This window comes from Pseudomonas sp. M2, assembly GCF_015751845.1.
Taxonomy (GTDB): Bacteria; Pseudomonadota; Gammaproteobacteria; order Pseudomonadales; family Pseudomonadaceae; genus Aquipseudomonas; species Aquipseudomonas putida_E.
This window is the reverse complement of record NZ_JADOUD010000001.1, coordinates 2,072,189-2,097,134: the sequence shown is the minus strand read 5'-3', so window position 1 is coordinate 2,097,134 and position 24,946 is coordinate 2,072,189. Positions and strand designations below refer to the sequence as shown.

Below are 24,946 nucleotides of genomic sequence, written 5' to 3'. Positions count from 1 at the left end.
CTGTGGATGTACCCGATGCCTGCCGCTTTTCACCCCGACCGCCTGCGCGTCAGCCTCGCGCCCCTGGGCAAACGCCAACCCTTGTCCGTTCAGGCGCAGGATTATCAGCGTTTCTACGGCCTGAACCTGCCGGCGCAGAGCTGGCTGGGCGGTTTTCAGGCAGCGGGTTTCGAGCTGGTGGGGCAGGTCTGGCTACCTTCGCAGCCCGTGGCGACAGTGTTTGTGCTGCATGGCTATTACGACCACATGGGCCTCTACCGCCACGTGATCGAATGGGCACTGAAACAGGGTTATGCAGTGATCAGCTGCGACCTGCCTGGCCATGGCCTGTCCAGTGGCGAGCGCGCCAGCATCACTGATTTCGCACTCTATCAGCAGGTGCTCGATGCCCTGTTCGAGCAGGCGCGCGGCCTTGCTTTACCGCACCCGTGGCACCTGTGCGGGCAAAGCACTGGCGGTGCCATCGCCGTCGATCATCTGTTGCATCAGGGGGTACAGAGCCCGGTTGATGGCCAAGTGATCCTGCTTGCGCCGCTCGTGCGCCCGCGCGCCTGGCTGTGGTCGAAACTCAGTTATCGGGTGTTGCGTCACTTCGTCAATGGCATTGAGCGGCGTTTCAGCGAAAACAGCAACGACCCGACGTTCCTGCCGTTCCTGGAGGCCGACCCGCTGCAGCCTCGGCGCCTGCCGACAGCCTGGGTCGGCGCGCTGATGGCCTGGGTCAAGCGGATCGAGGCCGCGCCGTGCAGCCCGCGGCGGCCGTTGATCGTGCAGGGGCAGGCCGATGGCACAGTGGACTGGCCCTACAACCTCGAAGTGCTCAAGGCCAAGTTTGCCGAGCCACAAATCCTGCTGCTGCCCGAAGCCCGTCACCACCTGGCCAACGAACTGCCGGGCATCCGCCAGCGCTATTTCGACTTCATCGACCAGCGCTTGGGCTGATCACTTGAGGTTCGCGCCGCTCTGGCCGACTGCCAGGCCGGCGCGCACGGCTGCCACGGCGGCCTGGTAGTACGCTTTGCCTTGGGGGGACTCGGCGAAGGTGGCGAACTCTTCCAGCTCGGCGTCGGACAGGTCGCGGTAGACGTAAAGCAACGTATTGTTGAGGTCTTCGCCAATCTGGTTCATCAGCCGCTGGCGCTGGCCATCGAGCAGGCCCTGGGCCTGGCCACCGCCGAACAGGCCGGGGATCATCGAGCTAAGGCTGTCGGCCGCCACACCGGCTATCGCCAGGCTAACCTCGGCACCGGCTTCGCGGGCCGGAAGGGCCTGAGCCAGGTGCCCGATGATCAGCAGACGGTTGTCGCTGGCCTGAATTTTCGGCAAGCCCTTGGCGTGCTTGGCCAACTGGTCCTTGCGCGTGGCCAGCAGTTCGGCGGCGACGATCTTGCGCCCCAGCGGTGACTGGAAAAAGGCCAGCGCCGGCGCAGGGTCGGGCAGGGCGCTGCGCAATTGCGCCTGGGCACGGCGGTCCATGGCCTCGGCCTGGAAGCGCTGGTTGCTGTTACTGACCAGCGCCTGGTAAACCGCAGGCGGCAGGCTGTTGCGATAGCGCTGCTGGGCGGCGCTCACGGCATCATTGAAATGGGCGCGCTGGTCGGGCCAGCCGGCGGCCTTGTACAGCTGATCGAGGCTGTCTGCCCAGACCGGCATGGTGCAGATCATCAGCAGAATCAGGGAAAACAGACGGCGCATTCAGGACTCCTGTCGGCAGGTGGCTATTGTCCTTGGCTCGGCGCCGGTTTGTCGAGATAGCGGAGTGTTTCTCGGCCAAGTGGCGCTGTGCGAGTGCAGGGCTAATGGATATGATGCGCGCCATGCATATCTCCCCTGAACACCCGATGCTTGCGGCCGTCGTTGACGATCTGGCCACCCATGGCTGGTCGCAGCAGGCCCTTTTCCTGCCGGCCGAGCTGGTGCGTGCGCTTGCGGCCGAGTGTCGGCGCCGTGATGCCGAAGGCCAGCTCAACCCTGCCGGGGTGGGGCGCGGTGTGGCCCAGGAGGTGCGCGAGGCGATCCGTGGCGACCAGATCCAGTGGATCGACCCGGGGCAGGCCGAGGCTTGCGACAAATACCTGGAAGCCATGGACCAGCTGCGCCTGGCCATCAACCAGGGCCTGTTCCTGGGCCTTGAAGACTTCGAGTGTCACTTCGCCCTGTACCCGGCAGGTGCGTTCTACCGTCGCCACCTGGACCGTTTTCGCGACGACGACCGGCGCATGGTCTCGGCTGTGCTCTACCTCAACGAAGACTGGCAGCCGCAGGATGGTGGCCAGTTGCGCATGTTCCTGGCTGACGCTGTCGAGCATGACGTGCAGCCCGTGGCCGGCTGCCTGGTGGTGTTTCTGTCGGGTGAAGTGCCTCACGAAGTCCTGCCTGCGGGGCGTGAGCGGCTTTCGTTGACGGGTTGGTTCCGGCGCCGTGGCAATGACCCGTTCTGACCCGCCCAAGGTACTGGTCAGCGCCTGCCTGCTGGGGCAGCCGGTGCGTTATGACGGGCGGGCCAGCGGCCATCCTGATCTGTTGCAGCGCTGGCAGGCTGAAGGGCGTGTGGTGCCGTTGTGCCCGGAGGTGGCCGGTGGCCTGCCCACACCGCGCCCGCCCGCGGAGATCCCGGGCGGGCAGGGTGGCGATGTGCTCGATGGGGCAGCGCAGGTGCTGACGGTGAAGGGCGAGGACGTAAGCGCGGCATTTCTTGCCGGTGCGCACCAGGCGCTGGCACTGGTGCGTCGGCATGGCATCCGGGTCGCGGTGCTCAAGGCGGGCAGCCCTTCGTGTGGCAACCGCTTGACCTACGATGGCACGTTCGCAGGGGTGAAGGTGCCGGGGCAAGGGGTTACCACTGCACTGCTGCAGCGGGAGGGGGTACTGGTGTTCAGTGAGCTGGAGCTGGAAGAGGCCCAGCGAGCGCTGGCTGGGCTGTCAGCGTAGTCTGGTGATGGCCTTTCGCGGGGTTAGCCGCGTAAAGGCTGGTGCAGGCAATAAATGACTCACTGCCCGGTAGCCGTCTCCGGCACACCTTTGAACCACTTCTGCTCAAGCTCCGCTGTACGGCCGCTGTCCTTGAGGCGCTGCAGCGCGTTGTTCACCGCGCTCTCGAACGCCGGGTTGTCTTTCTGGAACGGGATGACCAGTTTCCTCTCGCCAAAAGGCTGGCTCAGATCAAACGGCGTATCGGCCTTGGGAGCATTGTCCGATGGGGTCAGGGTGATGTCGTATTTGCCACTTTCAACACCCGGCAGTATCTCGGCCACAGGCGTTTCAATGAACTCGACACGCAGGTCCAGTTGTTTGGCCAGCTCTTGGCCGAATTCGATTTCAAAGCCCGTCAGATGCTCGTTTTCCTTGAAGGCATACGGCGAGTTGTCGGCCTGTACGGCAATGCGCAGTTCGCCCCGGTCGGCGATTTCGTCTATCAGCTCGGCTTGAGCCAATGGCGTGATCAGTACTGCCAGCAGTACACCCATGGTCGAACGCATCTAATGCCCCTTTTCTTTGGCAAATGAATAACTGTCGCCACGACTTTCTTCCTCGTCGTGGTCGAGCGCAGCCTATGACCTTGAAGCCTTGGCGATGTTTAACCCTAACTGAATTTTTTCTCTTTGTGGGCTATGGTGAGCTTCCGCTGCCGTTCGTTTGCAGGTGGCGGTCAATGAGTGAATCACAGGAGAAGTGAATGAACAGCCTATTTTCGCGTGCTGCCGTAGCCGGTCTGCTGATGGGGGCCTCGGTACTGGCCAGCGCTGCGGATGCGCTGAAGAGCCAGGAGCCGCCCAAGGATGCCAAGGTCTTCATCGTTTCCCCCGCCGATGGCGCAACGGTCGACAAGACCTTTACCGTCAAGTTTGGCATCGAAGGCATGGGGCTCAAGCCTGCGGGTGACCAGACCCCGCACACGGGCCACCACCACCTGCTGGTAGATGTGGACAAGGAGCCTGCAGCCGATCAGCCACTGCCGACCAGCCTGATGCCGGAAGGCGGCGCGGCGTTACCAGCCGGCCCGCAGGTGCTGCACTTCGGCAAGGCCCAGACCGAAACCACCCTCACCCTGACGCCGGGCAAGCACACCCTGCAGCTGGTGCTGGGTGACCAGTATCACGTGCCGTTCAAGCCAAGCGTTGAGTCGAAGAAGATCACGGTTGAAGTGAAGTAAGCCGAGCCATCACGCAGCCCTTAAGCTGGCAAGTCGATCCCCACTGGCATCGTTGGGTGAGCTGGCTTGTTGGCGAAACAAAAAAGGGAGGCCACCAAGGCCTCCCTTTTTCATACCGCAATCAAGCTCAGAACAGTACGCGCGAGCGGATGGTGCCCTTGACGTGCTGCAGCTTCTCTTGCGCAAGGTCCGAGTACTCGGCGTCAACGTCGATTACCACGTAACCCACTTTCTCGTTGGTCTGCAGGAACTGACCGGAGATGTTGATACCGTTCTCGGCAAAGACTTTGTTGATCTCGCTGAGCACGCCCGGAATGTTTTCGTGGATGTGCAGCAGGCGGTGCTTGCCCGGGTGTGCCGGCAGGGCGACTTCAGGGAAGTTGACCGACGATACCGAGGTGCCGTTGTCGCTGTACTTGACCAGTTTCTCGGCCACTTCCAGGCCGATGTTGGCCTGGGCCTCGGCGGTGGAGCCGCCGATGTGCGGGGTCAGGATCACGTTGTCCAGGCCGCGCAGCGGGCTTTCGAACTCTTCGTCGTTGGAGCGTGGCTCGACCGGGAACACGTCGATGGCGGCGCCGATCAGGTGCTTGTCCTTGATGGCTGCGGCCAGGTGGTCCAGTTCTACCACGGTGCCACGGGCGGCGTTGATCAGGATCGAGCCCTTCTTCATCGCGCGGATTTCTTTCTCACCGATCATCCACTGGGTGGATGGCAGCTCAGGCACGTGCAGCGAGACGATGTCGGCCAGGCCCAGCAGTTCGTGCAGGCTGGTGACTTGTACTGCGTTGCCCAGCGGCAGCTTGGTCAGCGGGTCGTAGAAGTAGACCTGCATGCCCAGGCTCTCGGCCAGTACCGACAGCTGGGTACCGATCGAGCCATAGCCGACGATGCCCAGCTTCTTGCCGCGGATTTCGAACGAGTTGGCCGCGCTCTTGATCCAGCCGCCACGGTGGCAGGAGGCGTTTTTCTCGGGGATGCCGCGCAACAGCAGGATGGCTTCGGCCAGTACCAGTTCCGCCACCGAACGGGTGTTGGAGTATGGCGCGTTGAACACGGCAATGCCGCGCTCGCGTGCAGCGTCCAGGTCGACCTGGTTGGTGCCGATGCAGAAGCAACCGACGGCGACCAGTTTCTTGGCACAGTCGAAGATCTCTTCGGTCAGCTGGGTACGCGAACGGATGCCGATGAAGTGGGCATCAGCGATCTTTTCCTTGAGTTCTGCTTCCGGCAGCGAGCCAGTGAGGTACTCGATGTTGGTGTACCCGGCGGCCTTGAGGGTATCCACCGCGTTCTGGTGCACACCTTCAAGAAGAAGGAACCTGATCTTGCTCTTGTCGAGAGAAGTCTTGCTCATCTGCGTAAACCTGTATCCCGGAGAAAAAATGGCGAGAAGTGATGCTAGGCGCAGCGCGGGCCTTAGCACGAACAGCGGGGGCGCTATGCTAGCATACGCGACACAATCTGAGCTTATCCCGACAGGTGAAGAGTACTCAGGGTGACTATGAATAAGTCGAGAGTTCCGGCGATGACGCACCCCGCGGTAATTGATGAACTGATGACCTTGGTAGACCCTGGCAAGGTCCTGACCGATGCCGCTTCCCTGGAAGCGTACGGCAAGGATTGGACCAAGCATTTTCCGCCCGCGCCCACTGCCATCGTGTTCCCCAAAAGCGTGGAACAGGTTCAGGCCATCGTTGGCTGGGCCAATCGCCATCAGGTGGCGCTGGTGCCTTCCGGCGGTCGGACCGGGCTCTCCGCCGGTGCGGTGGCAGCCAATGGTGAAGTGGTAGTCGCCTTCGACTACATGAACCAGATTCTCGATTTCAATGCCTTCGACCGCACGGTGGTCTGCCAGCCAGGGGTCATCACTCGCCAGCTGCAGGCATTCGCCGAAGAACAGGGGCTTTATTACCCGGTGGATTTCGCCTCGAGTGGCTCCAGCCAGATCGGCGGCAACATCGGCACAAACGCCGGCGGCATCAAGGTCATTCGCTACGGCATGACCCGTAACTGGGTTGCCGGCCTGAAAGTTGTCACTGGCAAGGGCGAGCTGCTCGAGCTGAACAAGGACCTCATCAAGAACGCCACGGGCTATGACCTGCGCCAGTTGTTCATCGGCGCCGAAGGTACCCTGGGCTTCGTGGTCGAGGCCACCATGCGCCTGGACCGCGCCCCGCGCAACCTCACTGCGATGGTGCTGGGCACGCCGGACTTCGATTCGATCATGCCGGTGTTGCATGCCTTCCAGGGCAAGCTTGACCTCACGGCATTCGAGTTCTTTTCCGACAAGGGCCTGGCCAAGATCATGGCACGTGGCGATGTGCCTGCGCCGTTCGCCACCGACTGCCCGTTCTATGCCCTGCTGGAGTTCGAGGCCAGTACCGAGGAGGTGGCCAACGATGCGCTGGCCACCTTCGAGCACTGCGTCGAGCAAGGCTGGGTACTGGACGGGGTTATGAGCCAGAGCGAAGCTCAGTTGAGAAACCTCTGGAAGCTGCGCGAGTACCTGTCCGAAACCATCTCCCACTGGACGCCGTACAAGAACGATATCTCTGTCACGGTTTCCAAGGTGCCGGCGTTCCTGCGCGACATCGATGCCATCGTCAGCGAGCACTATCCCGACTATGAGGTGGTCTGGTACGGGCACATCGGCGACGGCAACCTGCACCTGAACATCCTCAAGCCCGAGTCCATGAGCAAAGACGATTTCTTCGCTTCATGCACCAAGGTCAACAAGTGGGTGTTCGAGATCGTCCAGCGCTATAACGGCTCGATCTCCGCCGAGCACGGTGTGGGCATGACCAAGCGCGATTACCTTGGCTATAGCCGCTCACCACAGGAAATCGCCTGCATGAAGGCGATAAAGGCCGTCTTCGACCCTAACGGCATCATGAATCCGGGTAAGATCTTCGCTCCTGAATAAAAGCAGTAATCAAAGGAGTCGGCCATGAGTTACCAGCACCAGTACGTAGACGGCACCCGTATCCACTTCCCGCTGGGCAAGGTGGTGTGCGTTGGCCGCAACTATGCCGAGCACGCCAAGGAACTGGGCAATCCCATTCCGACCGAGCCGTTGCTGTTCATCAAGCCGGGCAGTTGCGTGGTGCCGCTGGAGGGTGGTTTCAAGATTCCTACCGACCGTGGTTCGGTGCATTACGAAGCCGAAATCGCGGTGTTGCTGGGCAAGCCGCTGTCGGCACATCCATCTGAAGAGGAAGTGCTGGATGCCATCTCCGGCTTTGCCCCGGCGCTGGACCTGACCCTGCGTGACGTGCAGGCCAAGCTCAAGGAAAAGGGCATGCCGTGGGAGACCTGCAAGAGCTTCGACGGTGCCTGCGTACTGCCGCCTTTCGTCGCTGCCGGCACGTTCGAAGACCTGGCCGACATCCCGGTGCGCCTGACCATCAATGGTGACGTTCGCCAGGACGGTAACAGCGCGATGATGCTCAACCCGATCGTGCCGATCATCCAGCACATGGCCTCGCACTTTTCGCTGCTGCCGGGGGATGTGATCCTGACCGGTACCCCGGCTGGCGTCGGCCCCTTCGAAGTGGGTGATGAGCTGGTGCTGGAGTTGCCGGGCGTGAGCCGCTTCGAAAGCCGGGTACTCTGAGCAGAGACTGTGTCGCCCGCGAAGCGGGCGACGCGATTTACCGTTTTTTTCACAACCTATCTGGATAATGCGCGAATCTCCGCCTATTTACCCAGGAATACTCTGTATGGCCCTGTCTTCCAGCGCTCCCGTATCCACCAAGCGTCGCTTCTACCTGCGCTGGCCGTTCGGCCTGGCTGTGGCTGCGGTGATCGGCTATGGCGTGGCCGTGGCGATGCACTGGGATGACCGTGGCCGACTGTGGGTCCAGGAAGGCTTCGAGAGCAGCGCCGAGCGCAGCGAAAGCGTCTGGTTGCCGGACTATAAGGTCGATATCGATGCCAAGCCTATGCCGGGCATGGAAGATGATGAAGCCTCGGACGTAGCATTCAATCCGCATACCCGCACGTTGTTTGTGGTCATGGGCAAGAACCCGTTCCTGGTCGAGCTGAGCCTGGATGGTGATGTGCTGAGGCAGATCCCCTTGCAGGGGTGGAACAACCCCGAAGGGGTTGCCGTGCTGGAGGATGGCCGCTTGGCCATTACCGATGAACGTCTGCACGACCTGACCGTGGTCAAGGTGGACGCCCAAACCAAGTCGCTGAACCATGCAGATTTTCAGAGCCACGACCTGGGCGAGTCGGTGAAAAGCAACAAGGGCTTCGAGGCCGTGGCATGGGACCCGATGGGCCAGCGTCTGGTGATCGGCGAGGAGCGGCCGCCAAAGCTGTATACCTGGAGCACCGATGGGCGCAGCCCGCTCAAAGGTGACAAGCAGCCGCTGGCCAGCAACGAACTCGACCTGCGCAACCTCTCAGGCTTGGGTGTCGACCCGCGTACGGGCCATCTGTTGGTGCTGTCGGCGGACTCCAACATGCTGCTGGAGCTCGACGAGCAAGGTCAGCAGGTGAGTTTCATGACCTTGCTGGGCGGTTTCAACGGCCTCAAGGACACCATTCCGCGTGCTGAAGGGGTGGCGATGGACGATCAGGGCAACCTGTACATGGTCAGTGAGCCGGCGCTGTTCTATCGATTCAAGAAAAACTGACGGCCATTTCAGATTTTTCGCATGCTGGCATTAAGCTTTACTTCAGTTGTTCGTGGTTAGATTCGTCATCCTCAAACCGAGTCTGCCCTATGCGTCGCTATGTTCGTCTGCCCCTGGTCCTGGCTGTCATTGGCCTGCTCGCCGTGCTCTTGCTGGGCGTGGCGGAGCAGCAGTTCCGTTTGCTCGAGCGTGGCTGGTTCAACTTCAAGACCTGGTGGCAGCCCGCTGAGCAAAGCATGGGCCTGGATCGCTATCGGGTAGTGACCGAGGCGCAGCCTATAGACGGGCTGGACGATGATGTTTCGGCACTGACTTACGACCCCGACCGCAAGACCCTGTTCACGGTGACCAACAAGCGGTCCGAACTGATCGAGTTGTCCCTCGACGGTCGTATCCTGCGGCGGGTGCCGTTGACCGGTTTCGGCGACCCCGAGGCGGTCGAATACGTAGGGCCCAACAGTTACGTGATCACCGATGAGCGCCAGCAACGGCTGATTCGCGTGCGCCTTGAGGACGACACGATGTTCCTGGATGCCCACGATGCCGAGCAGTTGAGCCTTGGTATCGGCCTGAACGGCAACAAGGGGTTCGAGGGGCTTGCCTACGACTCGGCGGGCAAACGCCTGTTCGTGGCCAAGGAGCGAGACCCGATGGTGATCTACGAAATTCACGGGTTTCCCCATGAAAACCCGGAGCAGCCCTATGCAGTGCATGTGGTGCAGGACCGCAAGCGCGATGCGCGGCTGTTCGTCAGGGATCTGTCGAGCCTGCAGTTCGACGAGCGCAGCGGGCATCTGCTGGCACTGTCGGATGAATCACGCCTGGTGCTGGAGTTGGATGTGAAAGGTAAACCGTTGAGCACGCTGTCGCTGCGCAAGGGGTACCAGGGGCTCAAGCAGACGGTGCCGCAGGCGGAGGGGATTGCCATGGATGAAGCGGGGACCATTTATCTGGTCAGTGAGCCGAACCTGTTCTATGTGTTCAAACAGCCCACGGATTGACTGGGCTTTTGAGCGTAATTGCCGGCAGGCCGCCTCCCACGCGGTCACCACTGCTGTGGATTGCCTGGGGGAGCCAGCTTGCCGGCAATGGCATCACTCGGCTTTCAGGCTCTTCACGCCTTCCGGGGTGCCCAGCAACAGCAAGTCTGCCGGCCGTGCGGCAAACAGGCCATTGGTCACCACGCCGACGATCGCATTGATCTGCGCTTCCAGCTCTACGGGGTTGGTGATCTGCAGGTTGTACACATCCAGGATCACGTTGCCGTTATCGGTGACCACACCCTCACGGTACACCGGGTCGCCACCCAGCTTGACCAGTTGGCGCGCCACGTGGCTGCGGGCCATCGGGATCACTTCGACCGGCAGCGGGAAGGCGCCCAGCACCGGCACCAGCTTGCTGGCATCGGCGATGCAGATGAAGGTCTTGGCCACTGCCGCGACGATTTTTTCGCGCGTCAGTGCCGCGCCACCGCCTTTGATCAGGTTCAGGTGTGCATCGCTCTCGTCGGCGCCGTCGACATAGAACTCCAGCTCGCTGACGCTGTTCAGCTCATAGACCGGGATGCCATGGCCCTTCAGACGCTGTGCCGTGGCCTCGGAGCTGGCGACCGCGCCGTCGAAGGCAGTCTTGTGCTGGGCCAGGGCGTCAATGAAAAAGTTGGCAGTCGAACCGGTGCCGACGCCGACGACGCTCTTTTCATCCAGCTTGGGCAGAATGAAGTCGACAGCGGCCTGGGCGACGGCCTGTTTGAGTTGGTCCTGGGTCATGCGGGCTCCGGAAAGGGGCAGGGCGGTAATGAAAGGAGGCTAGTATAACGGCTCGGGCGGCTTTGCTGTGGTCGCCCGACGTAGCGCTGGGGTAGACTCGCAGCCCTTGTCCCGCGGCCAGTGATGCTTTCCCGATGCTCGAACAGTACGTCAAGAAGATCCTCACCTCGCGCGTCTACGACGTCGCTGTCGAAACCCCGCTGCACAGCGCCGGGCAACTGAGCAAGCGCCTGGGCAACCAGATTCTGCTCAAGCGTGAAGACCTGCAGCCGGTGTTCTCCTTCAAGATCCGTGGGGCGTACAACAAGCTGGCGCAACTGAGCCCGGAAGAACTGGCCCGCGGCGTGGTCACCGCCTCGGCCGGCAACCATGCACAGGGGCTGGCCCTGGCAGCCCGCGAGCTGGGCATCAAGGCCACCATCGTGATGCCCAAGACCACCCCGGAGATCAAGATCGAAGGCGTACGCTCGCGTGGCGGCAAGGTGGTATTGCATGGCGACTCGTTCCCCGAGGCGCTGGCCTACTCGCTGAAACTGGTCGATGAGAAGGGCTTCGTCTATATCCACCCTTATGACGACCCGCACACCATTGCCGGGCAAGGCACCGTGGCCATGGAAATCCTGCGCCAGCACCCAGGCCGGCTGGATGCGATCTTCGTGCCGGTGGGCGGCGGTGGGCTGATCGCCGGCATCGCCGCCTACGTGAAATACCTGCGCCCGGAAATCAAGGTGATTGGCGTCGAACCGGATGACTCCAATTGCCTGCAGGCAGCCATGGCCGCTGGCGAGCGCGTGGTGCTGCCGCAGGTTGGGCTGTTCGCCGATGGCGTGGCCGTGGCCCAGATCGGTCAGCATACCTTCGACATCTGCCGCTTGCATGTGGATGAAGTGATCACCGTCAGCACTGACGAGATCTGTGCAGCAATCAAGGATATCTACGACGATACCCGCTCGATCACCGAACCTGCAGGTGCCTTGGGTGTCGCTGGCATCAAGAAGTATGTGGAGCTCAACGGCGTCAGCGGGCAAACGCTGGTGGCTATCGACTCGGGCGCCAACGTCAACTTCGACCGCCTGCGTCACGTCGCCGAGCGTGCCGAGCTGGGCGAGAAGCGCGAAGCGATCATCGCCGTGACCATCCCCGAGCGGCCGGGCAGCTTCAAGGCGTTCTGCGAGGCCATCGGCAAGCGCCAGATCACCGAATTCAACTACCGCAAGCACACATCCGACGAAGCCCATATCTTCGTTGGCGTGCAGACCCATCCGGAGAACGACCCACGCGCTGCGTTGGTGCAGCAACTGACCGAGCAGGGTTTCCCTGTTACCGACCTGACTGACAACGAACTGGCCAAGATGCACATCCGCCACATGGTGGGTGGCCATTCGGCCGGTGCACGCGACGAGATCGTGCTGCGCTTCGAGTTCCCTGAGCGGCCGGGGGCGCTGTTCAACTTCCTCAACAAGCTGGGCGGGCGCTGGAACATCTCGATGTTCCACTACCGCAACCACGGCGCCGCCGACGGGCGTGTGGTGGCCGGGTTGCAGGTGCCGGAGGACGAACGCCACCTGGTGCCGGCGGCGCTGGCCAAGATTGGGTATCCGTACTGGGATGAGACCGACAATCCCGCTTACCGGCTCTTCCTGGGTTGAGCGACTAAGCTTGGCTAACCCTCCAAGGATGTGAAGACATGGAACACCTGACCACCCTCAAGGCCCTGCACCTCATTGCCACCGCCCTGTTATTGCTGGGCGCACTGGGCTTGGCGATCTGGACCGTGCGCGCCCGGCGCCAAGGCGACGCCCAGGCTTATGGCAAGCTGCTGCGTCGGCCTTTGGTGTTCGTCTGGCTGGTGATGGGCGTGAGCCTGCTGAGCATGCCGTTCACCGGTTGGTGGCTGGTTCACCTGGTGGGTTGGCCGCTGGGGCAGACCTGGGTGCTGGCGTCCAGCGTCATCTATACCCTCGGTGCGTTCGCCGCGTGGTGGCTGCTGGTGCGTCTGAACCGGCTGCGCAAGGCTGAGGCGGTGGGTTTGCGGTTTACCCTGGCCCTGGCGGTCTTCAGCGGTGTCTGCTTCCTGTCCATCGCCGGGTTGATGGGCGCCAAGCCGGTCTGAAGCTGGCCGGGCCGCTCTGCAGCCCATCGCCGGCGAGCCAGCTACATACCTTGTGCGCTTGCCAGCGATGGGGCGCAAGGCGGCCCCAAAAAGGCTCAGTCCCTAAGCGAAATCACCGGCCACCCGCGCCGCTCAGCCTCAGCCTGCAGGTTAGGGTCCGGGTCCACCGCGACAGCATGTGACACCCGCTGCAACAGCGGCAAGTCATTCATCGAGTCGCTATAGAAGTAGCTGTCTTGCAGGTCGAACCCGTTCTCCAGCATCCAGCGTTCCAGCCTCGTCACCTTGCCTTCACGGAAGCACGGTATATCGGTACTGCGCCCGGTATAGCGGCCATCGCGTGTTTCGCATTCGGTCGCCAATAGCGTGCGAACGCCCAGGCGGCGGGCAATCGGCGCGGTGACGAAACGGTTGGTGGCGGTGATGATTACCAGTTGGTCGCCTGCCTCACGGTGTTGCTGCAGCAGGGCCAGGGCCTTGGGCAGGATGATCGGCTCGATGCAGTCGCGCATGAATTCGCGGTGCCATTGGTCGAGCTGGGCGGGTTCGGTGGCTGCGAGGATTTCCATGGAAAAGGCCAGGTAGGCCTGCAGGTCGAGGGTGCCGTTCAGGTAATCCTGGTAGAAGGCATCGTTGCGTTGTTTGTACGCGATCGGGTCAAGAATCCCCCGTTCGCACAGGTAATCACCCCACGCGTGGTCACTGTCGCCACCGAGGAGGGTATTGTCCAGGTCGAATAAAGCCAGGCGCATTGCGGTTACTCGCGTCAGCCATAGGGAAGGCCCGCAGAATACGGAGTTTTCACCTCGCTGCACATAAGCGTGGCGGGCGCGTTGCTGCGCTCGCAGGCTTTGTGGAACAATGCGGTGACATGCGTTTGCGAGGTTGCTGCCGTGATCGACCCGGATGGTTTTCGCCCAAATGTCGGGATCATTCTCACGAATGATGCCGGGCAGGTGCTATGGGCTCGGCGGATCAACCAGGATGCCTGGCAATTCCCTCAGGGTGGTATCAACCCTGACGAGACGCCGGAAGATGCCCTGTACCGCGAGCTGAACGAAGAAGTTGGCCTTGAACGCGATGATGTGGAAATTCTTGCCTGCACCCGCGGCTGGTTGCGTTATCGTTTACCCCAGCGTCTGGTACGTACCCACAGCCAACCGCTGTGTATCGGCCAGAAGCAGAAATGGTTTTTGCTGCGCCTGGTGAGCAATGAGCAACGGGTGCGGATGGACCTGACCGGCAAGCCTGAATTCGATGGCTGGCGCTGGGTCAGCTATTGGTACCCGCTGGGCCAGGTGGTGACCTTCAAGCGTGAAGTGTATCGCCGCGCCCTGAAAGAGCTAGCACCGCGTCTTTTGACGCGCGACTGACGACGGAGTTCGACCCCGAGCCATGCTCAATACGCTGCGCAAGATCGTCCAGGAAGTGAACTCCGCCAAAGATCTCAAGACGGCGTTGGGGATCATTGTCTTGCGCGTCAAGGAGGCCATGGGCAGCCAGGTCTGCTCGGTCTACCTGCTCGACCCGGAAACCAACCGCTTCGTGTTGATGGCCAGCGAAGGCCTCAACAAGCGATCCATCGGCAAGGTCAGCATGGCCCCCAACGAAGGCCTGGTTGGTCTGGTCGGTACCCGGGAAGAGCCGCTGAACCTGGAAAACGCCGCTGATCACCCACGTTACCGCTACTTCGCTGAAACGGGCGAGGAGCGTTTCGCGTCCTTCCTGGGTGCACCGATCATCCACCACCGTCGTGTGGTCGGCGTGCTGGTCATTCAGCAGAAAGAACGCCGCCAGTTCGACGAGGGTGAAGAAGCTTTCCTGGTCACCATGAGCGCTCAACTCGCCGGGGTTATCGCTCACGCCGAGGCCACCGGCTCGATTCGTGGCCTGGGCCGCCAGGGCAAGGGCATCCAGGAAGCGCGCTTCGTCGGCGTACCAGGCTCGCCGGGTGCTGCCGTCGGCCGAGCCGTGGTCATGTTGCCGCCTGCCGACCTTGAGGTGGTGCCGGACAAGACGGTCGAAGACATCGACGCTGAACTCAAACTGTTCCACAACGCCCTCGAGGGCGTGCGCGCCGACATGCGCAAGCTTTCGGCCAAACTGGCCACCCAGTTGCGCCCGGAAGAACGCGCGCTGTTCGACGTGTACCTGATGATGCTTGAGGACGCAGCCCTCGGCGGTGAGGTGACTGACGTCATCAAGACCGGCCAGTGGGCCCAGGGCGCCCTGCGCCAGGTGGTCGGCGAGCACGTCAGCCGGTTCGAACTGATGGACGACGACTACCTGCGCGAACGCGCCTCGGACGTGAAAGACCTCGGTCGCCGTCTGCTGGCCTACCTCCAGCAAGCCCGTTCGCAATCGCTGGTGTATGCCGACAACACCATCCTGGTCAGCGAGGAACTGACCCCGGCGATGCTGGGTGAGGTGCCGGAAGGCAAGCTGGTGGGCCTGGTCTCGGTGCTGGGCTCGGGCAACTCCCACGTTGCCATCCTGGCCCGTGCCATGGGTATCCCGACGGTGATGGGCCTGGTCGACCTGCCGTATTCCAAGGTCGATGGTATCGAGCTGATCGTCGATGGCTACAAGGGCGAGGTGTTCACCAACCCCAGCGACGTGCTGCGCAAGCAATACAGCGAGGTGGTCGAAGAAGAGCGTCAGCTGGCCCAGGGCCTGGATGCGTTGCGCGAACTGCCTTGCATCACCCCGGACGGTCATCGCATGCCGCTGTGGGTCAACACCGGCCTGCTTGCCGACGTGGCCCGTGCCCAGCAGCGGGGCGCCGAAGGGGTGGGCCTGTACCGCACAGAAGTGCCGTTCATGATCAACCAGCGCTTCCCCAGCGAAAAAGAGCAGTTGGCCATCTATCGCGAGCAGTTGGCGGCGTTTCACCCGCTGCCGGTGACCATGCGTACCCTCGACATCGGCGGGGACAAGGCGCTGTCCTACTTCCCGATCAAGGAAGAAAACCCGTTCCTGGGGTGGCGTGGCATCCGCGTGACCCTCGACCACCCGGAAATCTTCCTGGTCCAGACCCGCGCCATGCTCAAAGCCAGCGAAGGCCTGAACAACCTGCGCATTCTGCTGCCGATGATCTCCGGCATTCACGAACTGGAAGAGGCGCTGCACCTGATTCACCGCGCCTGGGGCGAGGTGCGTGACGAAGGCACGGACGTGCCGATGCCACCGGTTGGCGTGATGGTCGAGATCCCGGCCGCGGTTTACCAGACCAAGGAGCTGGCGCGTCAGGTGGATTTCCTTTCGGTAGGCTCCAACGACCTGACCCAGTACCTGCTGGCAGTGGACCGCAACAACCCGCGGGTTGCCGACCTTTACGACTACCTGCACCCGGCAGTGCTGCAAGCCTTGAACACCGTGGTGCGTGATGCCCATGGCGAGGGCAAGCCAGTCAGTATCTGCGGCGAGATGGCCGGTGATCCGGCAGCAGCGGTCCTGTTGATGGCCATGGGCTTCGACAGCTTGTCGATGAACGCCACCAACCTGCCGAAGGTGAAGTGGATGCTGCGCCAGATAAACATGAGCAAGGCTAAGGAGCTGCTGGCCGATGCCCTGAGCCATGACAACCCGCAGGTTATCCACAGCTCGTTGCAATTGGCGCTGAAGAACCTGGGGCTGGCGCGGATGATCGGGCCAGAGGCCAACAAGACCCTGTGAATTCTGGGGCCGCTTTGCGGCCCTTTCGCGACGCAAGGCCGCTCCTACAGGCGACGCGACCCTGGTAGGAGCGGCCTTGTGTCGCGAAAGGGCTGCAAAGCAGCCCCATGGCCCTCAAACCCAAAGCTCAACCTCCCCCAGGTGGCCCCCAAAAGGCCCGAAACTGCGCTCGACAAGCCGTCTTTTACCCTGATCATCCACGATCAGCACCGTACTGGCCCGCGTCCCATAATTCTGGCTGGCAATAAACACACTCGACAGCAGCTTCTCTGTCGCCACCCCCACGCCAGTTTCCGGCAGCTCTGCCTCAGGCGCCGTCTCACCATCGGCCAGCAACGCCATCAAACGCTGTGGGTCTGCTGACCCCAGTAACCGTTCCAGCCCGTCGCGCGCCTTGACCAGCTTGGGCCACGGCGTATCCAGCCCGGCATTGGAAAGCCCATACACCCCAGCCGCCAGCAAGCGCGGCGCCGCGTCTCGAGCGTGCAGATACCCCAGGCGCACACCATCGCCCACCAGCAGGTTGAACCCCGAATACTGCTTGCTGCGGCTGGCGACCTGGTCCAGATAGGCCTCGACCCCAAGTTCACCCTGCAGGTATGCCGCCACCAGCTCGCCGCGTGAGCGGGGGCCCAACGGCTGCCCTGGGTCGCGAATGTTGGTCAGCGCGGCGAACCGCCCCTGCGGCCCCACGCCCAGCCAGGTACCACCGGCCTCCAGGTCACGCCCTGCATGCACGCCGGGCGCATCTTCCCAGGCTGCCAGCGCCTGCGTGGGCCGGGCATAGAACTCGTCGCGGTTGGCCGCCACGATCAGCGGCAGGGCATGCCCTGGCCGCCAGGCGAATACGATCAGGCACATAGGTTGGGCCTCTGGGTTTTTTGCCACTCTACCCGCTGCGGCGGCGCCGATCCATCCTGTCACAGAGTTCACTAGAGCCCCGAGCCCGGCTTCCGTTACCATGCCGGATTGTTTTTTCGGGGACGACGAATGGAGTTCGCACTCTATCTGCTTCTGGGCGCCTGTGCCGGCGTGCTGGCCGGGCTGTTCGGCGTGGGCGGCGGCATCATCATCGTGCCGGTGCTGGTGTTCAGCTTCACCCTGCAGGGCTTCGACGCTTCGGTGCTCACTCACCTGGCGGTGGGTACCTCGCTGGCAACCATCGTCTTCACATCGATCAATGCCGTGCGCGAGCACCATCGTCGGGGCGCGGTGCAGTGGCCGATCTTCGCCTGGATGACCGTGGGTATCCTGCTGGGCGCCGGGGTGGGCGCGAAGACGGCTTCGCTTATCCAGGGCCCGCTGTTGCAGAAGATCATCGGCGTATTCGCGCTGATCATTGCCGCGCAGATGGCACTGGACCTCAAGCCCAAGGCCAGCCGCGGCATTCCCGGCAAGCCCGCACTGATCGGTGCCGGTGGCGTGATCGGTTGGGCCTCGGCGATCTTCGGCATCGGCGGTGGTTCGTTGACCGTGCCATTCCTGACCTGGCGCAGCCTGCCGATGCAGCAGGCGGTGGCCACGTCTTCGGCCTGCGGCCTGCCGATTGCCGTGGCCAGCGCCCTGAGTTTCATGTGGCTGGGTTGGCACGATGAGCATCTGCCAGCCCATAGCGTGGGCTTCGTGTACCTGCCAGCGCTGGTCGGCATTGCCGTGACCAGCATGTTTTTCGCCCGCTTCGGCGCGCGGCTGGCGCACAAGTTGTCGCCCCGTCTGCTCAAGCGTTTGTTCGCCGCGCTGCTGTTTAGCGTAGGTCTGAGCTTTTTGATTTGAAACCAGAGGAATATCCATGCTGCCTTACCCGCAGATAGACCCCGTGGCCGTTGCGCTCGGGCCGCTGAAAATCCATTGGTACGGCCTGATGTACCTGATCGGCATTGGTGGCGCGTGGCTGCTCGCCTCGCGCCGGCTCAACCGTTTCGACCCCACCTGGTCGCGTGAAAAGCTCTCTGACCTGGTGTTCTGGTTGTCGATGGGGGTGATCGTCGGCGGGCGCTTGGGTTATGTGCTGTTCTACGACCTGCACGCCTACCTGGCCAACCCGACGTTGATCTTCGAGGTATGGAAGGGTGGCATGTCGTTCCACGGCGGCTTCATCGGCGTGATGCTGGCGGCCTTGTGGTTTGGCAAGCGCAACAACAAGTCATTCTTCGAACTGATGGACTTCGTCGCACCGCTGGTGCCGATTGGCCTGGGGGCAGGGCGTATCGGCAACTTCATCAACGCCGAACTGTGGGGCAAGCCGACCGACGTGCCGTGGGCGATGATCTTCCCGCCGTTCAGCGACCCGGCCCAGCTGCCGCGCCACCCATCGCAGCTGTACCAGTTCGCCCTGGAAGGCGTGGCGTTGTTCGCGATCCTCTGGCTGTTCTCGCGCAAGCCGCGCCCGACCATGGCGGTTTCCGGGATGTTCGCCCTGTTCTACGGCATCTTCCGCTTCATCGTCGAATTCGTCCGCGTGCCGGATGCCCAGCTGGGCTACATTGCCTGGGGCTGGCTGACCATGGGTCAGATACTCTGCATCCCGATGATTCTGGCCGGCCTCGGATTGATCTGGTGGGCTTATAATCGCAAACCCACGGCGAAACCCGCCATCTGATTCCCAACGGCAGGGGCGATCCCCCTGCCGTTCTTGCTACAGGTAAGCCATGAAACAGTATCTGGACCTGGTCCGTGACGTCATCGAAAACGGCACGCTGCAGGAAAACCGCACGGGCATCCGCACCATCAGCCTGCCGGGCGCCATGCTGCGCTTCGATCTGCAAAAGGGCTTTCCGGCCATCACCACGCGCAAGCTGGCATTCAAGTCTGCCATCGGCGAGATGGTCGGCTTCCTGCGTGGCGTGAAGAACGCGGGTGAATTCCGCGAACTGGGCTGCAAGGTGTGGGATCAGAACGCCAACGAGAACGCCCAGTGGCTGGCCAACCCGTTCCGCCAGGGCCATGACGACCTCGGCGAGATTTACGGTGTGCAGTGGCGCCAGTGGCCGGGCTACAAGCGCATCCCGCTGAGCAACCCGGCAGCGATCGAAATGGCCGAAAAAGCGGGCTTTCGCAGGATTGCCCAGGACGAGGAAGATGGCCAGGCGTTCGTCGTGCTGTACAAGGCCATCGACCAAGTGCGTCAGTGCCTGGACACCATAGCCAACGACCCAGGCAGCCGGCGCATCCTGTTCCATGGCTGGAACTGCGCGCAGCTGGACGAAATGGCACTGCCGCCGTGCCACCTGCTGTACCAGTTCCACCCCAATGTCCAGACCAGGGAAATCTCCCTGACGCTCTACATCCGCTCCAATGACTTGGGCCTGGGCACACCGTTCAACCTCACCGAAGGTGCGGCGCTGCTGTCGCTGTTCGGCCGCCTGACGGGCTATACGCCGCGCTGGTTCACGTACTTCATTGGCGATGCCCATGTGTACGAAAACCATCTGGACATGCTTAACGAGCAACTCAAGCGCGAGCCGCTGGAAGCGCCGAAGCTGGTGATCAGCAACCGCGTGCCTGCGTTCGCCGAGACGGGCAAGTACGAGCCGGAGTGGCTGGAGAAGATCGAACCGAGCGATTTCAGCCTGGAAGGCTATGAGCACCATGCACCGATGACGGCGCCGATGGCGGTCTGATTCACGCAAATGCCCAGGGCTGCGCAGCAGCCCCAGCGGCTTCAATGCCCGTGGCTACGCCCCACGTGCGAATGCTCGGTATCCGGCACGGATACGGCTCCGTTCACCTCCAAACGCTGCAAGATCGCGCATTCCTCTCCCTGCGCACTGCACCGTCTGCGTAACTCCACCAGTTGCTCCTGCAATGCCACCAGGCCATCGATCCGCGCCTGCACGTGTTCGATATGTTCGTCTATCAACGCATTGACGCTGCCACATGAGCCCGCCGGGCTATCGCGCAGGCGCAAAAGGCTGCGTATTTCGTCCAGGGTCATGTCCAGGGTGCGGCAGTTGCGAATAAAGGTCAGCCGCTCGACATGGGCCTGGGTGTACAGCCGGTAATTACCGTCGGTACGCGCTGGCTCTGGCAGTAGCTGCTCACGCTCGTAATAACGGATGGTCTCCACCGCACAGTCGGTGGCTTTGGCCAGTTCTCCGATTTTCATGGCGATTCTCCATCAGGTGGCTTGACCCTATAGTGGCTACAGGGTGTTCACTTGGCAACAGGTGCTCACTAAGGATGACCCCATGAACCAGCCTGTCAGCCACGAACACGTGCATGACCATGACCATGACCACGTCAACGCCGGTAAAAGCCATTGCCACGACGCACATGCGCATAGTTGCTGCGGTTCCAGTGCGGCGCCTGCGTTTGTGCAATTGAGCGAAAAGGCCAGTGACCAGGCCCGGCTCAGCCGTTTTCGCATACAAGCCATGGACTGCCCGACAGAACAGACCTTGATCCAGGACAAGCTCGGCAAGCTGTCCGGCATCGAGCAGCTGGAGTTCAACCTGATCAACCGCGTGCTGGGCGTGCGCCATACCTTGGATGGCACTGCTGAGATCGAGCGGGCCATCGAAAGCCTGGGCATGAAGGCAGAACCGCTGGCTGTAGAGGATGAGGGTGGCGTAGTCGCACCCGCGCCAGCCAAGACTCGCTGGTGGCCATTGGCATTGTCCGGCATCGCGGCGATCGCCGCTGAAATCATCCATTTCAGCGCGCTGGCGCCCGAGTGGGTGGTAGCCGCGCTGGCGCTGGCAGCGATCCTTGGCTGTGGCCTGGGCACCTACAAGAAGGGCTGGATTGCCCTTAAAAACCGCAACCTGAACATCAACGCGCTGATGAGCATTGCCGTGACCGGTGCCGTGCTGATCGGCCAGTGGCCTGAGGCGGCCATGGTCATGGTGCTGTTCACCATCGCCGAACTGATCGAGGCACGTTCACTTGACCGTGCGCGCCATGCCATCAGTGGCCTGATGCAGCTTACGCCGGACATGGCCACGGTACAGCAGGCCGACGGCCAATGGTGTGAGGCCGAGGTGCGCCACGTAGCGATCGGTGCGCTCGTGCGGGTACGCCCCGGTGAGCGTATCGGCCTGGACGGTGAAGTGGTCAGTGGGCAATCCAGCGTTGATCAGGCGCCGATCACCGGCGAGAGCCTGCCTGTGGACAAGGCCCCTGGCGACAAGCTGTTCGCCGGCACCATCAACCAGGCCGGCGCCCTGGAGTACCGGGTAACTGCAGTGGCAGGGCATTCCACATTGGCCCGTATCATCAAGGCCGTGGAGCAGGCGCAGGGCGCTCGAGCGCCTACCCAGCGTTTCGTCGATACCTTCTCGCGCATCTACACGCCTGTGGTGTTCGCTCTGGCTTTGGCCGTAGCGCTCATCCCGCCGCTGTTCATGGCCGGCGCCTGGTTCGACTGGGTCTACCGCGCCTTGGTGCTGTTGGTGGTGGCCTGCCCATGTGCCCTGGTGATTTCCACCCCGGTGACCATTGTCAGTGGCCTGGCGGCTGCGGCGCGCAAGGGCATCCTGATCAAGGGGGGGGTGTACCTGGAAGGGGGCCGCAAGTTGGACTTCCTGGCCCTGGACAAGACTGGCACTCTCACCCACGGCAAGCCGGTGCAGACCGATACCAAGGTGCTAGACCCATTGTTCGAAGGCCGCGCCCAGGCACTGGCGGCAAGCCTGGCCGAGCGCTCAGACCACCCGGTATCGGCTGCCATCGCCCAGTTGGCCAGGGCGCAGGGGCTGGCCCTGAGTGAGGTCAGCGCGTTCGCTGCCTTGGCGGGGCGCGGTGTGCGTGGTGACATCGATGGCGAAACCTATCACCTGGGCAACCATCGTCTGGTCGAAGAGCTGGGCTTGTGCTCACCGCAGCTCGACGCACAGTTGGACCAACTCGAGCGCCAAGGCAAGACCGTGGTGCTGTTGCTCGACCGCTCTGGCCCGCTGGCGCTGTTTGCCGTTGCCGACACGGTCAAGGACAGCAGCCGTGAGGCTATCGCCGAGCTGCACGCGCTGGGCATCAAGACTGTCATGCTTACCGGCGACAATCCCCATACCGCCCAGGCCATCGCTGCCCAGGTCGGTATCGACCGCGCCGAAGGCAACCTGCTCCCTGCCGAAAAGCTGAGCACGATCGAGCAGCTCTACGCCCAGGGGCACCGGGTTGGCATGGTCGGTGATGGCATCAACGATGCGCCGGCGCTGGCCCGTGCCGAGATCGGTTTCGCCATGGCGGCTGCCGGTACCGACACCGCCATCGAGACCGCCGATGTGGCGCTGATGGATGACGACTTGCGCAAAATCCCGGCCTTCGTCAGGCTGTCGCGGCAAAGTGCGGCGATCCTTAAGCAGAACATCGTGCTGGCGTTGGGCATCAAGGCCATCTTCCTGGCAATCACCTTTGCCGGCATGGCCACGCTGTGGATGGCGGTGTTCGCCGACATGGGCGTAAGCCTGCTGGTGGTGTTCAACGGCCTGCGCCTTTTGCGCAAGTAGCAGCTGCAAGCTACAAGCTGATCGAGGTGGAATCGAGACTTATGAAACTACACAGCGCTGCCTCTGCTTACGGCTGCTTTTGCGGCTGCGGAGCCCAGCAATGCTGAGTGCCGAGCTCAAAGCCTTCTACATGGTGGCCCGCCTGGGCAGCATCACACTGGCGGCGAAGAAGCTTGGCCTCAGCCAGCCGACGGTGACCACCCAGATCCGCAACCTCGAAAGCCAGTACGCGGTGGAGCTGTTCTACCGCGGCGGCCGGCGCCTGGTACTGAGCGAGGAGGGCGTGCGCCTGCTGCCAATGGTCAAGGCGCTGCTGCAACAGGAAGCCGACATCGAGTTCGAGCTGCGCAACAGCGGCCATGCCCAAGGCAACCTGCGCATCGCTGCCACTGCGCCGTACTACATACTCGATCTGGTGAAGATCTTCCGTGAGCGCTTGCCACAGGTGGGCGTGGCCGTGGAGATCGGTAATTCGCAGCAGGTGCTGGAGATGCTGGAGGACTACCGCGTCGATCTCGCCGCCTCGTCACAGTTGGTGGAGGATGCTCGCCTGGTGAGGCGCGTGCTGGGCACTGACCCGCTGGTGGTGGCGGTGCACCGCAATCACCCGCTGGCGCAGCGTCAGGTGGTGTCTATCGAGGTGGTGGCAGGGCAATGCCTGCTGATGCGTGAGAAAGGTTCGACCACGCGCAAGCTCACCGAAGAAATGATGCACGGCGCTGGGGTGAAGGCCGAAGCGGTGCTGGAAATCGGCAGCCGCGAGTCGATCCGTGAGGCGGTGCTGCGCAATATCGGCATCAGTGTGATCGCCCGGCACGAGGTGCCGCACAACTCGGAGCTGCGGGTGCTGACACTGGAAGATGCGCCGGTGATGCATGAGTACCTGTACTGCCTTAAGGAAAGACGCCAGGCCCGGTTGCCGGCAGCCTTCCTCGGGGTGGCGCAGGAAGTGGTGGGGTCGCAGTTCTGAACCTGCAACGTCACTACAAAATCTGCCTATACCACTATCGCCCGCTTTTGCCTCGCCGCCACAGAACCTTCGCACAGCCTTTCTAGCATGGCCACATCTGCTCGATGAGGCTTTGCCATGAACCACGCCACCCCGGGCGCACAAATGAAAGTGCGCGGTATCCACAAGCGTTTCGGCGCCTTCACGGCGTTGAACGATGTCTCCCTGGACATCGCCGCCGGCGAGCTGGTTTGCCTGCTCGGCCCTTCCGGCTGCGGCAAGACCACCCTGCTGCGCTGCATCGCAGGGCTGGAACGCCAAGACCGTGGCGAGTTGTACATCGGTGAGCGTGACATCAGCGAATTGCCCCCACAGGCCCGTGACTACGGCATCCTCTTTCAATCCTACGCGCTGTTCCCCAACCTCACCGTCGAAGCCAACATTGCCTACGGCCTGAACCGCAGTGGCCGTGAAGAAAGCCGCCAGCGCGTAGCCGAGATGCTGGACCTGGTAGGCCTGGCCGGCAGTGAAAAGAAATACCCCGGGCAATTGTCCGGGGGGCAACAGCAGCGGGTTGCGTTGGCCCGTGCCCTGGCCCCGTCGCCTTCGCTGCTGTTGCTCGACGAGCCTATGTCGGCGCTGGATGCGCGTGTGCGTGAGCACCTGTGTACCGAACTTCGACAGCTGCAGCGTCAACTGGGTATCACCACGCTGATGGTCACCCACAACCAGGACGAAGCCATGCTGATGGCCGACCGCATTGCGGTGATGAACAACGGCCAGGTCGAGCAGTACGCCACCCCTCAGGAAATCTACGATCAGCCGTCCACGCCGTTCGTTGCCGAGTTCGTTGGCCAGGGCAACTGGCTGCCGTTTCAGCGTACTGGCGACAGCCATGCCCAGGTGGGCGCCATGAGCATGCGCCTGGCAGCGGGTGCGCCGCGGGCCAGCAGCGGCCGGTTGTTCTGCCGCCCGGAGGCTATCACTGTCAACCCGGTGGTGCATGAAGAAAACCTGTTCCCGGCCAAGGTCCGCGAAATCACATTCCTTGGCAACCGCTGCCGCATGAGCTTTGAATTCAAGGCCCTGCCGGGCCATCCGCTGCTCGCCGAACTGGCGCCAGAAGCCATGCCACACTTGGGCTCGCAGGACATCTGGGTGGCCCTGCCGCCGCAGAGCCTGCAGGTGTTTGCCTGAG

The 24,946-nt window shown here is 62.4% G+C and carries 25 protein-coding genes; 18 read left to right on the top strand and 7 right to left on the bottom strand.

Annotated elements, in window-relative coordinates; translation table 11 throughout:
- Nucleotides 1-15 precede the first annotated feature (15 nt).
- On the top strand, nt 16-942 hold the full coding sequence (locus tag IWW33_RS09735) for an alpha/beta hydrolase (protein WP_174141039.1): 927 nt from the start codon (nt 16-18) through the stop codon (nt 940-942).
- On the opposite strand, the gene IWW33_RS09730 is transcribed toward IWW33_RS09735, so the two are convergent.
- A complete protein-coding gene (locus IWW33_RS09730; RefSeq protein ID WP_046786995.1) occupies nt 943-1,695 on the bottom strand; it encodes a DUF2059 domain-containing protein in 753 nt (250 codons plus the stop codon).
- A gap of 113 nt (nt 1,696-1,808) precedes the next feature.
- Here IWW33_RS09730 and IWW33_RS09725 point away from each other — a divergent pair, with 113 nt between their 5' ends.
- Nucleotides 1,809-2,441: a 2OG-Fe(II) oxygenase gene (locus tag IWW33_RS09725; protein WP_046787080.1), complete on the top strand. Its 633-nt coding sequence runs from the start codon at nt 1,809-1,811 to the stop codon at nt 2,439-2,441.
- Nucleotides 2,428-2,931, top strand: coding sequence for a DUF523 domain-containing protein (locus IWW33_RS09720; protein WP_046786996.1), 504 nt, complete (start codon nt 2,428-2,430; stop codon nt 2,929-2,931). Before IWW33_RS09725 ends, IWW33_RS09720 begins: the two co-directional genes overlap by 14 nt.
- A gap of 59 nt (nt 2,932-2,990) precedes the next feature.
- Here IWW33_RS09720 and IWW33_RS09715 read toward each other — a convergent pair whose 3' ends face one another.
- Nucleotides 2,991-3,479, bottom strand: coding sequence for a transporter substrate-binding domain-containing protein (locus tag IWW33_RS09715; protein ID WP_046786997.1), 489 nt, complete (start codon nt 3,477-3,479; stop codon nt 2,991-2,993).
- A gap of 197 nt (nt 3,480-3,676) precedes the next feature.
- On the opposite strand from IWW33_RS09715, the gene IWW33_RS09710 reads away from it, so the two are divergent.
- Entirely contained in the window at nt 3,677-4,153 is a 477-nt protein-coding gene (locus tag IWW33_RS09710) for a DUF4399 domain-containing protein (protein ID WP_046786998.1), read from the top strand.
- Nucleotides 4,154-4,280: 127 nt separating this feature from the next.
- On the opposite strand, the gene serA is transcribed toward IWW33_RS09710, so the two are convergent.
- A complete protein-coding gene (gene serA / locus IWW33_RS09705; RefSeq protein WP_039602651.1) occupies nt 4,281-5,510 on the bottom strand; it encodes a phosphoglycerate dehydrogenase in 1,230 nt (409 codons plus the stop codon).
- 171 nt (nt 5,511-5,681) lie between these two features.
- Between serA and IWW33_RS09700 the strand changes: the two genes are divergently transcribed.
- The 4 genes from IWW33_RS09700 to IWW33_RS09685 all read left to right on the top strand — a co-directional run bounded on the left by IWW33_RS09700 (nt 5,682) and on the right by IWW33_RS09685 (nt 9,797).
- Nucleotides 5,682-7,079 carry an FAD-binding oxidoreductase gene (locus tag IWW33_RS09700; protein WP_115273340.1) on the top strand — a complete coding sequence of 466 codons (1,398 nt, stop codon included), beginning with the start codon at nt 5,682-5,684 and terminating at the stop codon, nt 7,077-7,079.
- Nucleotides 7,080-7,103: 24 nt separating this feature from the next.
- A complete protein-coding gene (locus IWW33_RS09695; protein ID WP_012312259.1) occupies nt 7,104-7,769 on the top strand; it encodes a fumarylacetoacetate hydrolase family protein in 666 nt (221 codons plus the stop codon).
- Between the two features lie 106 nt (nt 7,770-7,875).
- Nucleotides 7,876-8,796, top strand: a complete 921-nt coding sequence (locus IWW33_RS09690) for an SdiA-regulated domain-containing protein (RefSeq protein WP_174141038.1) — start codon at nt 7,876-7,878, stop codon at nt 8,794-8,796.
- An 89-nt stretch (nt 8,797-8,885) separates the two neighbouring features.
- Nucleotides 8,886-9,797, top strand: a complete 912-nt coding sequence (locus IWW33_RS09685; RefSeq protein ID WP_119688105.1) for an SdiA-regulated domain-containing protein — start codon at nt 8,886-8,888, stop codon at nt 9,795-9,797.
- A gap of 93 nt (nt 9,798-9,890) precedes the next feature.
- Here IWW33_RS09685 and rpiA read toward each other — a convergent pair whose 3' ends face one another.
- Entirely contained in the window at nt 9,891-10,565 is a 675-nt protein-coding gene (gene rpiA, locus IWW33_RS09680) for a ribose-5-phosphate isomerase RpiA (RefSeq protein ID WP_012312262.1), read from the bottom strand.
- A gap of 134 nt (nt 10,566-10,699) precedes the next feature.
- On the opposite strand from rpiA, the gene ilvA reads away from it, so the two are divergent.
- Together ilvA and IWW33_RS09670 are read left to right on the top strand one after the other, a co-directional pair.
- Entirely contained in the window at nt 10,700-12,214 is a 1,515-nt protein-coding gene (gene ilvA / locus IWW33_RS09675; RefSeq protein ID WP_115273341.1) for a threonine ammonia-lyase, biosynthetic, read from the top strand.
- A 38-nt stretch (nt 12,215-12,252) separates the two neighbouring features.
- Entirely contained in the window at nt 12,253-12,678 is a 426-nt protein-coding gene (locus IWW33_RS09670) for a DUF2269 family protein (RefSeq protein WP_119688106.1), read from the top strand.
- 95 nt (nt 12,679-12,773) lie between these two features.
- Here IWW33_RS09670 and IWW33_RS09665 read toward each other — a convergent pair whose 3' ends face one another.
- Nucleotides 12,774-13,430 carry an HAD family hydrolase gene (locus IWW33_RS09665; RefSeq protein ID WP_115273343.1) on the bottom strand — a complete coding sequence of 219 codons (657 nt, stop codon included), beginning with the start codon at nt 13,428-13,430 and terminating at the stop codon, nt 12,774-12,776.
- Between the two features lie 141 nt (nt 13,431-13,571).
- On the opposite strand from IWW33_RS09665, the gene IWW33_RS09660 reads away from it, so the two are divergent.
- Nucleotides 13,572-14,051 carry an RNA pyrophosphohydrolase gene (locus IWW33_RS09660; RefSeq protein ID WP_003249017.1) on the top strand — a complete coding sequence of 160 codons (480 nt, stop codon included), beginning with the start codon at nt 13,572-13,574 and terminating at the stop codon, nt 14,049-14,051.
- Between the two features lie 22 nt (nt 14,052-14,073).
- The gene (gene ptsP / locus IWW33_RS09655; RefSeq protein WP_046787005.1) at nt 14,074-16,353 is read left to right on the top strand and encodes a phosphoenolpyruvate--protein phosphotransferase; all 2,280 of its coding nucleotides are present in this window, start codon (nt 14,074-14,076) and stop codon (nt 16,351-16,353) included.
- A 114-nt stretch (nt 16,354-16,467) separates the two neighbouring features.
- On the opposite strand, the gene IWW33_RS09650 is transcribed toward ptsP, so the two are convergent.
- Nucleotides 16,468-17,214: an NRDE family protein gene (locus IWW33_RS09650; RefSeq protein WP_174141037.1), complete on the bottom strand. Its 747-nt coding sequence runs from the start codon at nt 17,212-17,214 to the stop codon at nt 16,468-16,470.
- Between the two features lie 129 nt (nt 17,215-17,343).
- Between IWW33_RS09650 and IWW33_RS09645 the strand changes: the two genes are divergently transcribed.
- Genes IWW33_RS09645 through IWW33_RS09635 form a run of 3 tightly spaced genes read left to right on the top strand, consistent with a single transcriptional unit; the run spans nt 17,344 to nt 19,973 of the window.
- Nucleotides 17,344-18,126 carry a sulfite exporter TauE/SafE family protein gene (locus IWW33_RS09645; RefSeq protein WP_174141036.1) on the top strand — a complete coding sequence of 261 codons (783 nt, stop codon included), beginning with the start codon at nt 17,344-17,346 and terminating at the stop codon, nt 18,124-18,126.
- A 16-nt stretch (nt 18,127-18,142) separates the two neighbouring features.
- A complete protein-coding gene (lgt, locus tag IWW33_RS09640) occupies nt 18,143-18,952 on the top strand; it encodes a prolipoprotein diacylglyceryl transferase (RefSeq protein WP_046787008.1) in 810 nt (269 codons plus the stop codon).
- 49 nt (nt 18,953-19,001) lie between these two features.
- A complete protein-coding gene (locus tag IWW33_RS09635; protein ID WP_174141035.1) occupies nt 19,002-19,973 on the top strand; it encodes a thymidylate synthase in 972 nt (323 codons plus the stop codon).
- A 41-nt stretch (nt 19,974-20,014) separates the two neighbouring features.
- Here IWW33_RS09635 and cadR read toward each other — a convergent pair whose 3' ends face one another.
- Nucleotides 20,015-20,458: a cadmium resistance transcriptional regulator CadR gene (cadR, locus tag IWW33_RS09630; protein ID WP_119688108.1), complete on the bottom strand. Its 444-nt coding sequence runs from the start codon at nt 20,456-20,458 to the stop codon at nt 20,015-20,017.
- 82 nt (nt 20,459-20,540) lie between these two features.
- On the opposite strand from cadR, the gene IWW33_RS09625 reads away from it, so the two are divergent.
- The 3 genes from IWW33_RS09625 (at nt 20,541) to IWW33_RS09615 (ending at nt 24,945) form a co-directional block, all read left to right on the top strand.
- Nucleotides 20,541-22,799, top strand: coding sequence for a heavy metal translocating P-type ATPase (locus IWW33_RS09625; RefSeq protein ID WP_174141034.1), 2,259 nt, complete (start codon nt 20,541-20,543; stop codon nt 22,797-22,799).
- Nucleotides 22,800-22,899: 100 nt separating this feature from the next.
- Nucleotides 22,900-23,769, top strand: coding sequence for a LysR substrate-binding domain-containing protein (locus IWW33_RS09620; RefSeq protein WP_046787012.1), 870 nt, complete (start codon nt 22,900-22,902; stop codon nt 23,767-23,769).
- 117 nt (nt 23,770-23,886) lie between these two features.
- Nucleotides 23,887-24,945, top strand: a complete 1,059-nt coding sequence (locus tag IWW33_RS09615; protein WP_046787013.1) for a putative 2-aminoethylphosphonate ABC transporter ATP-binding protein — start codon at nt 23,887-23,889, stop codon at nt 24,943-24,945.
- Nucleotide 24,946 lies beyond the last annotated feature (1 nt).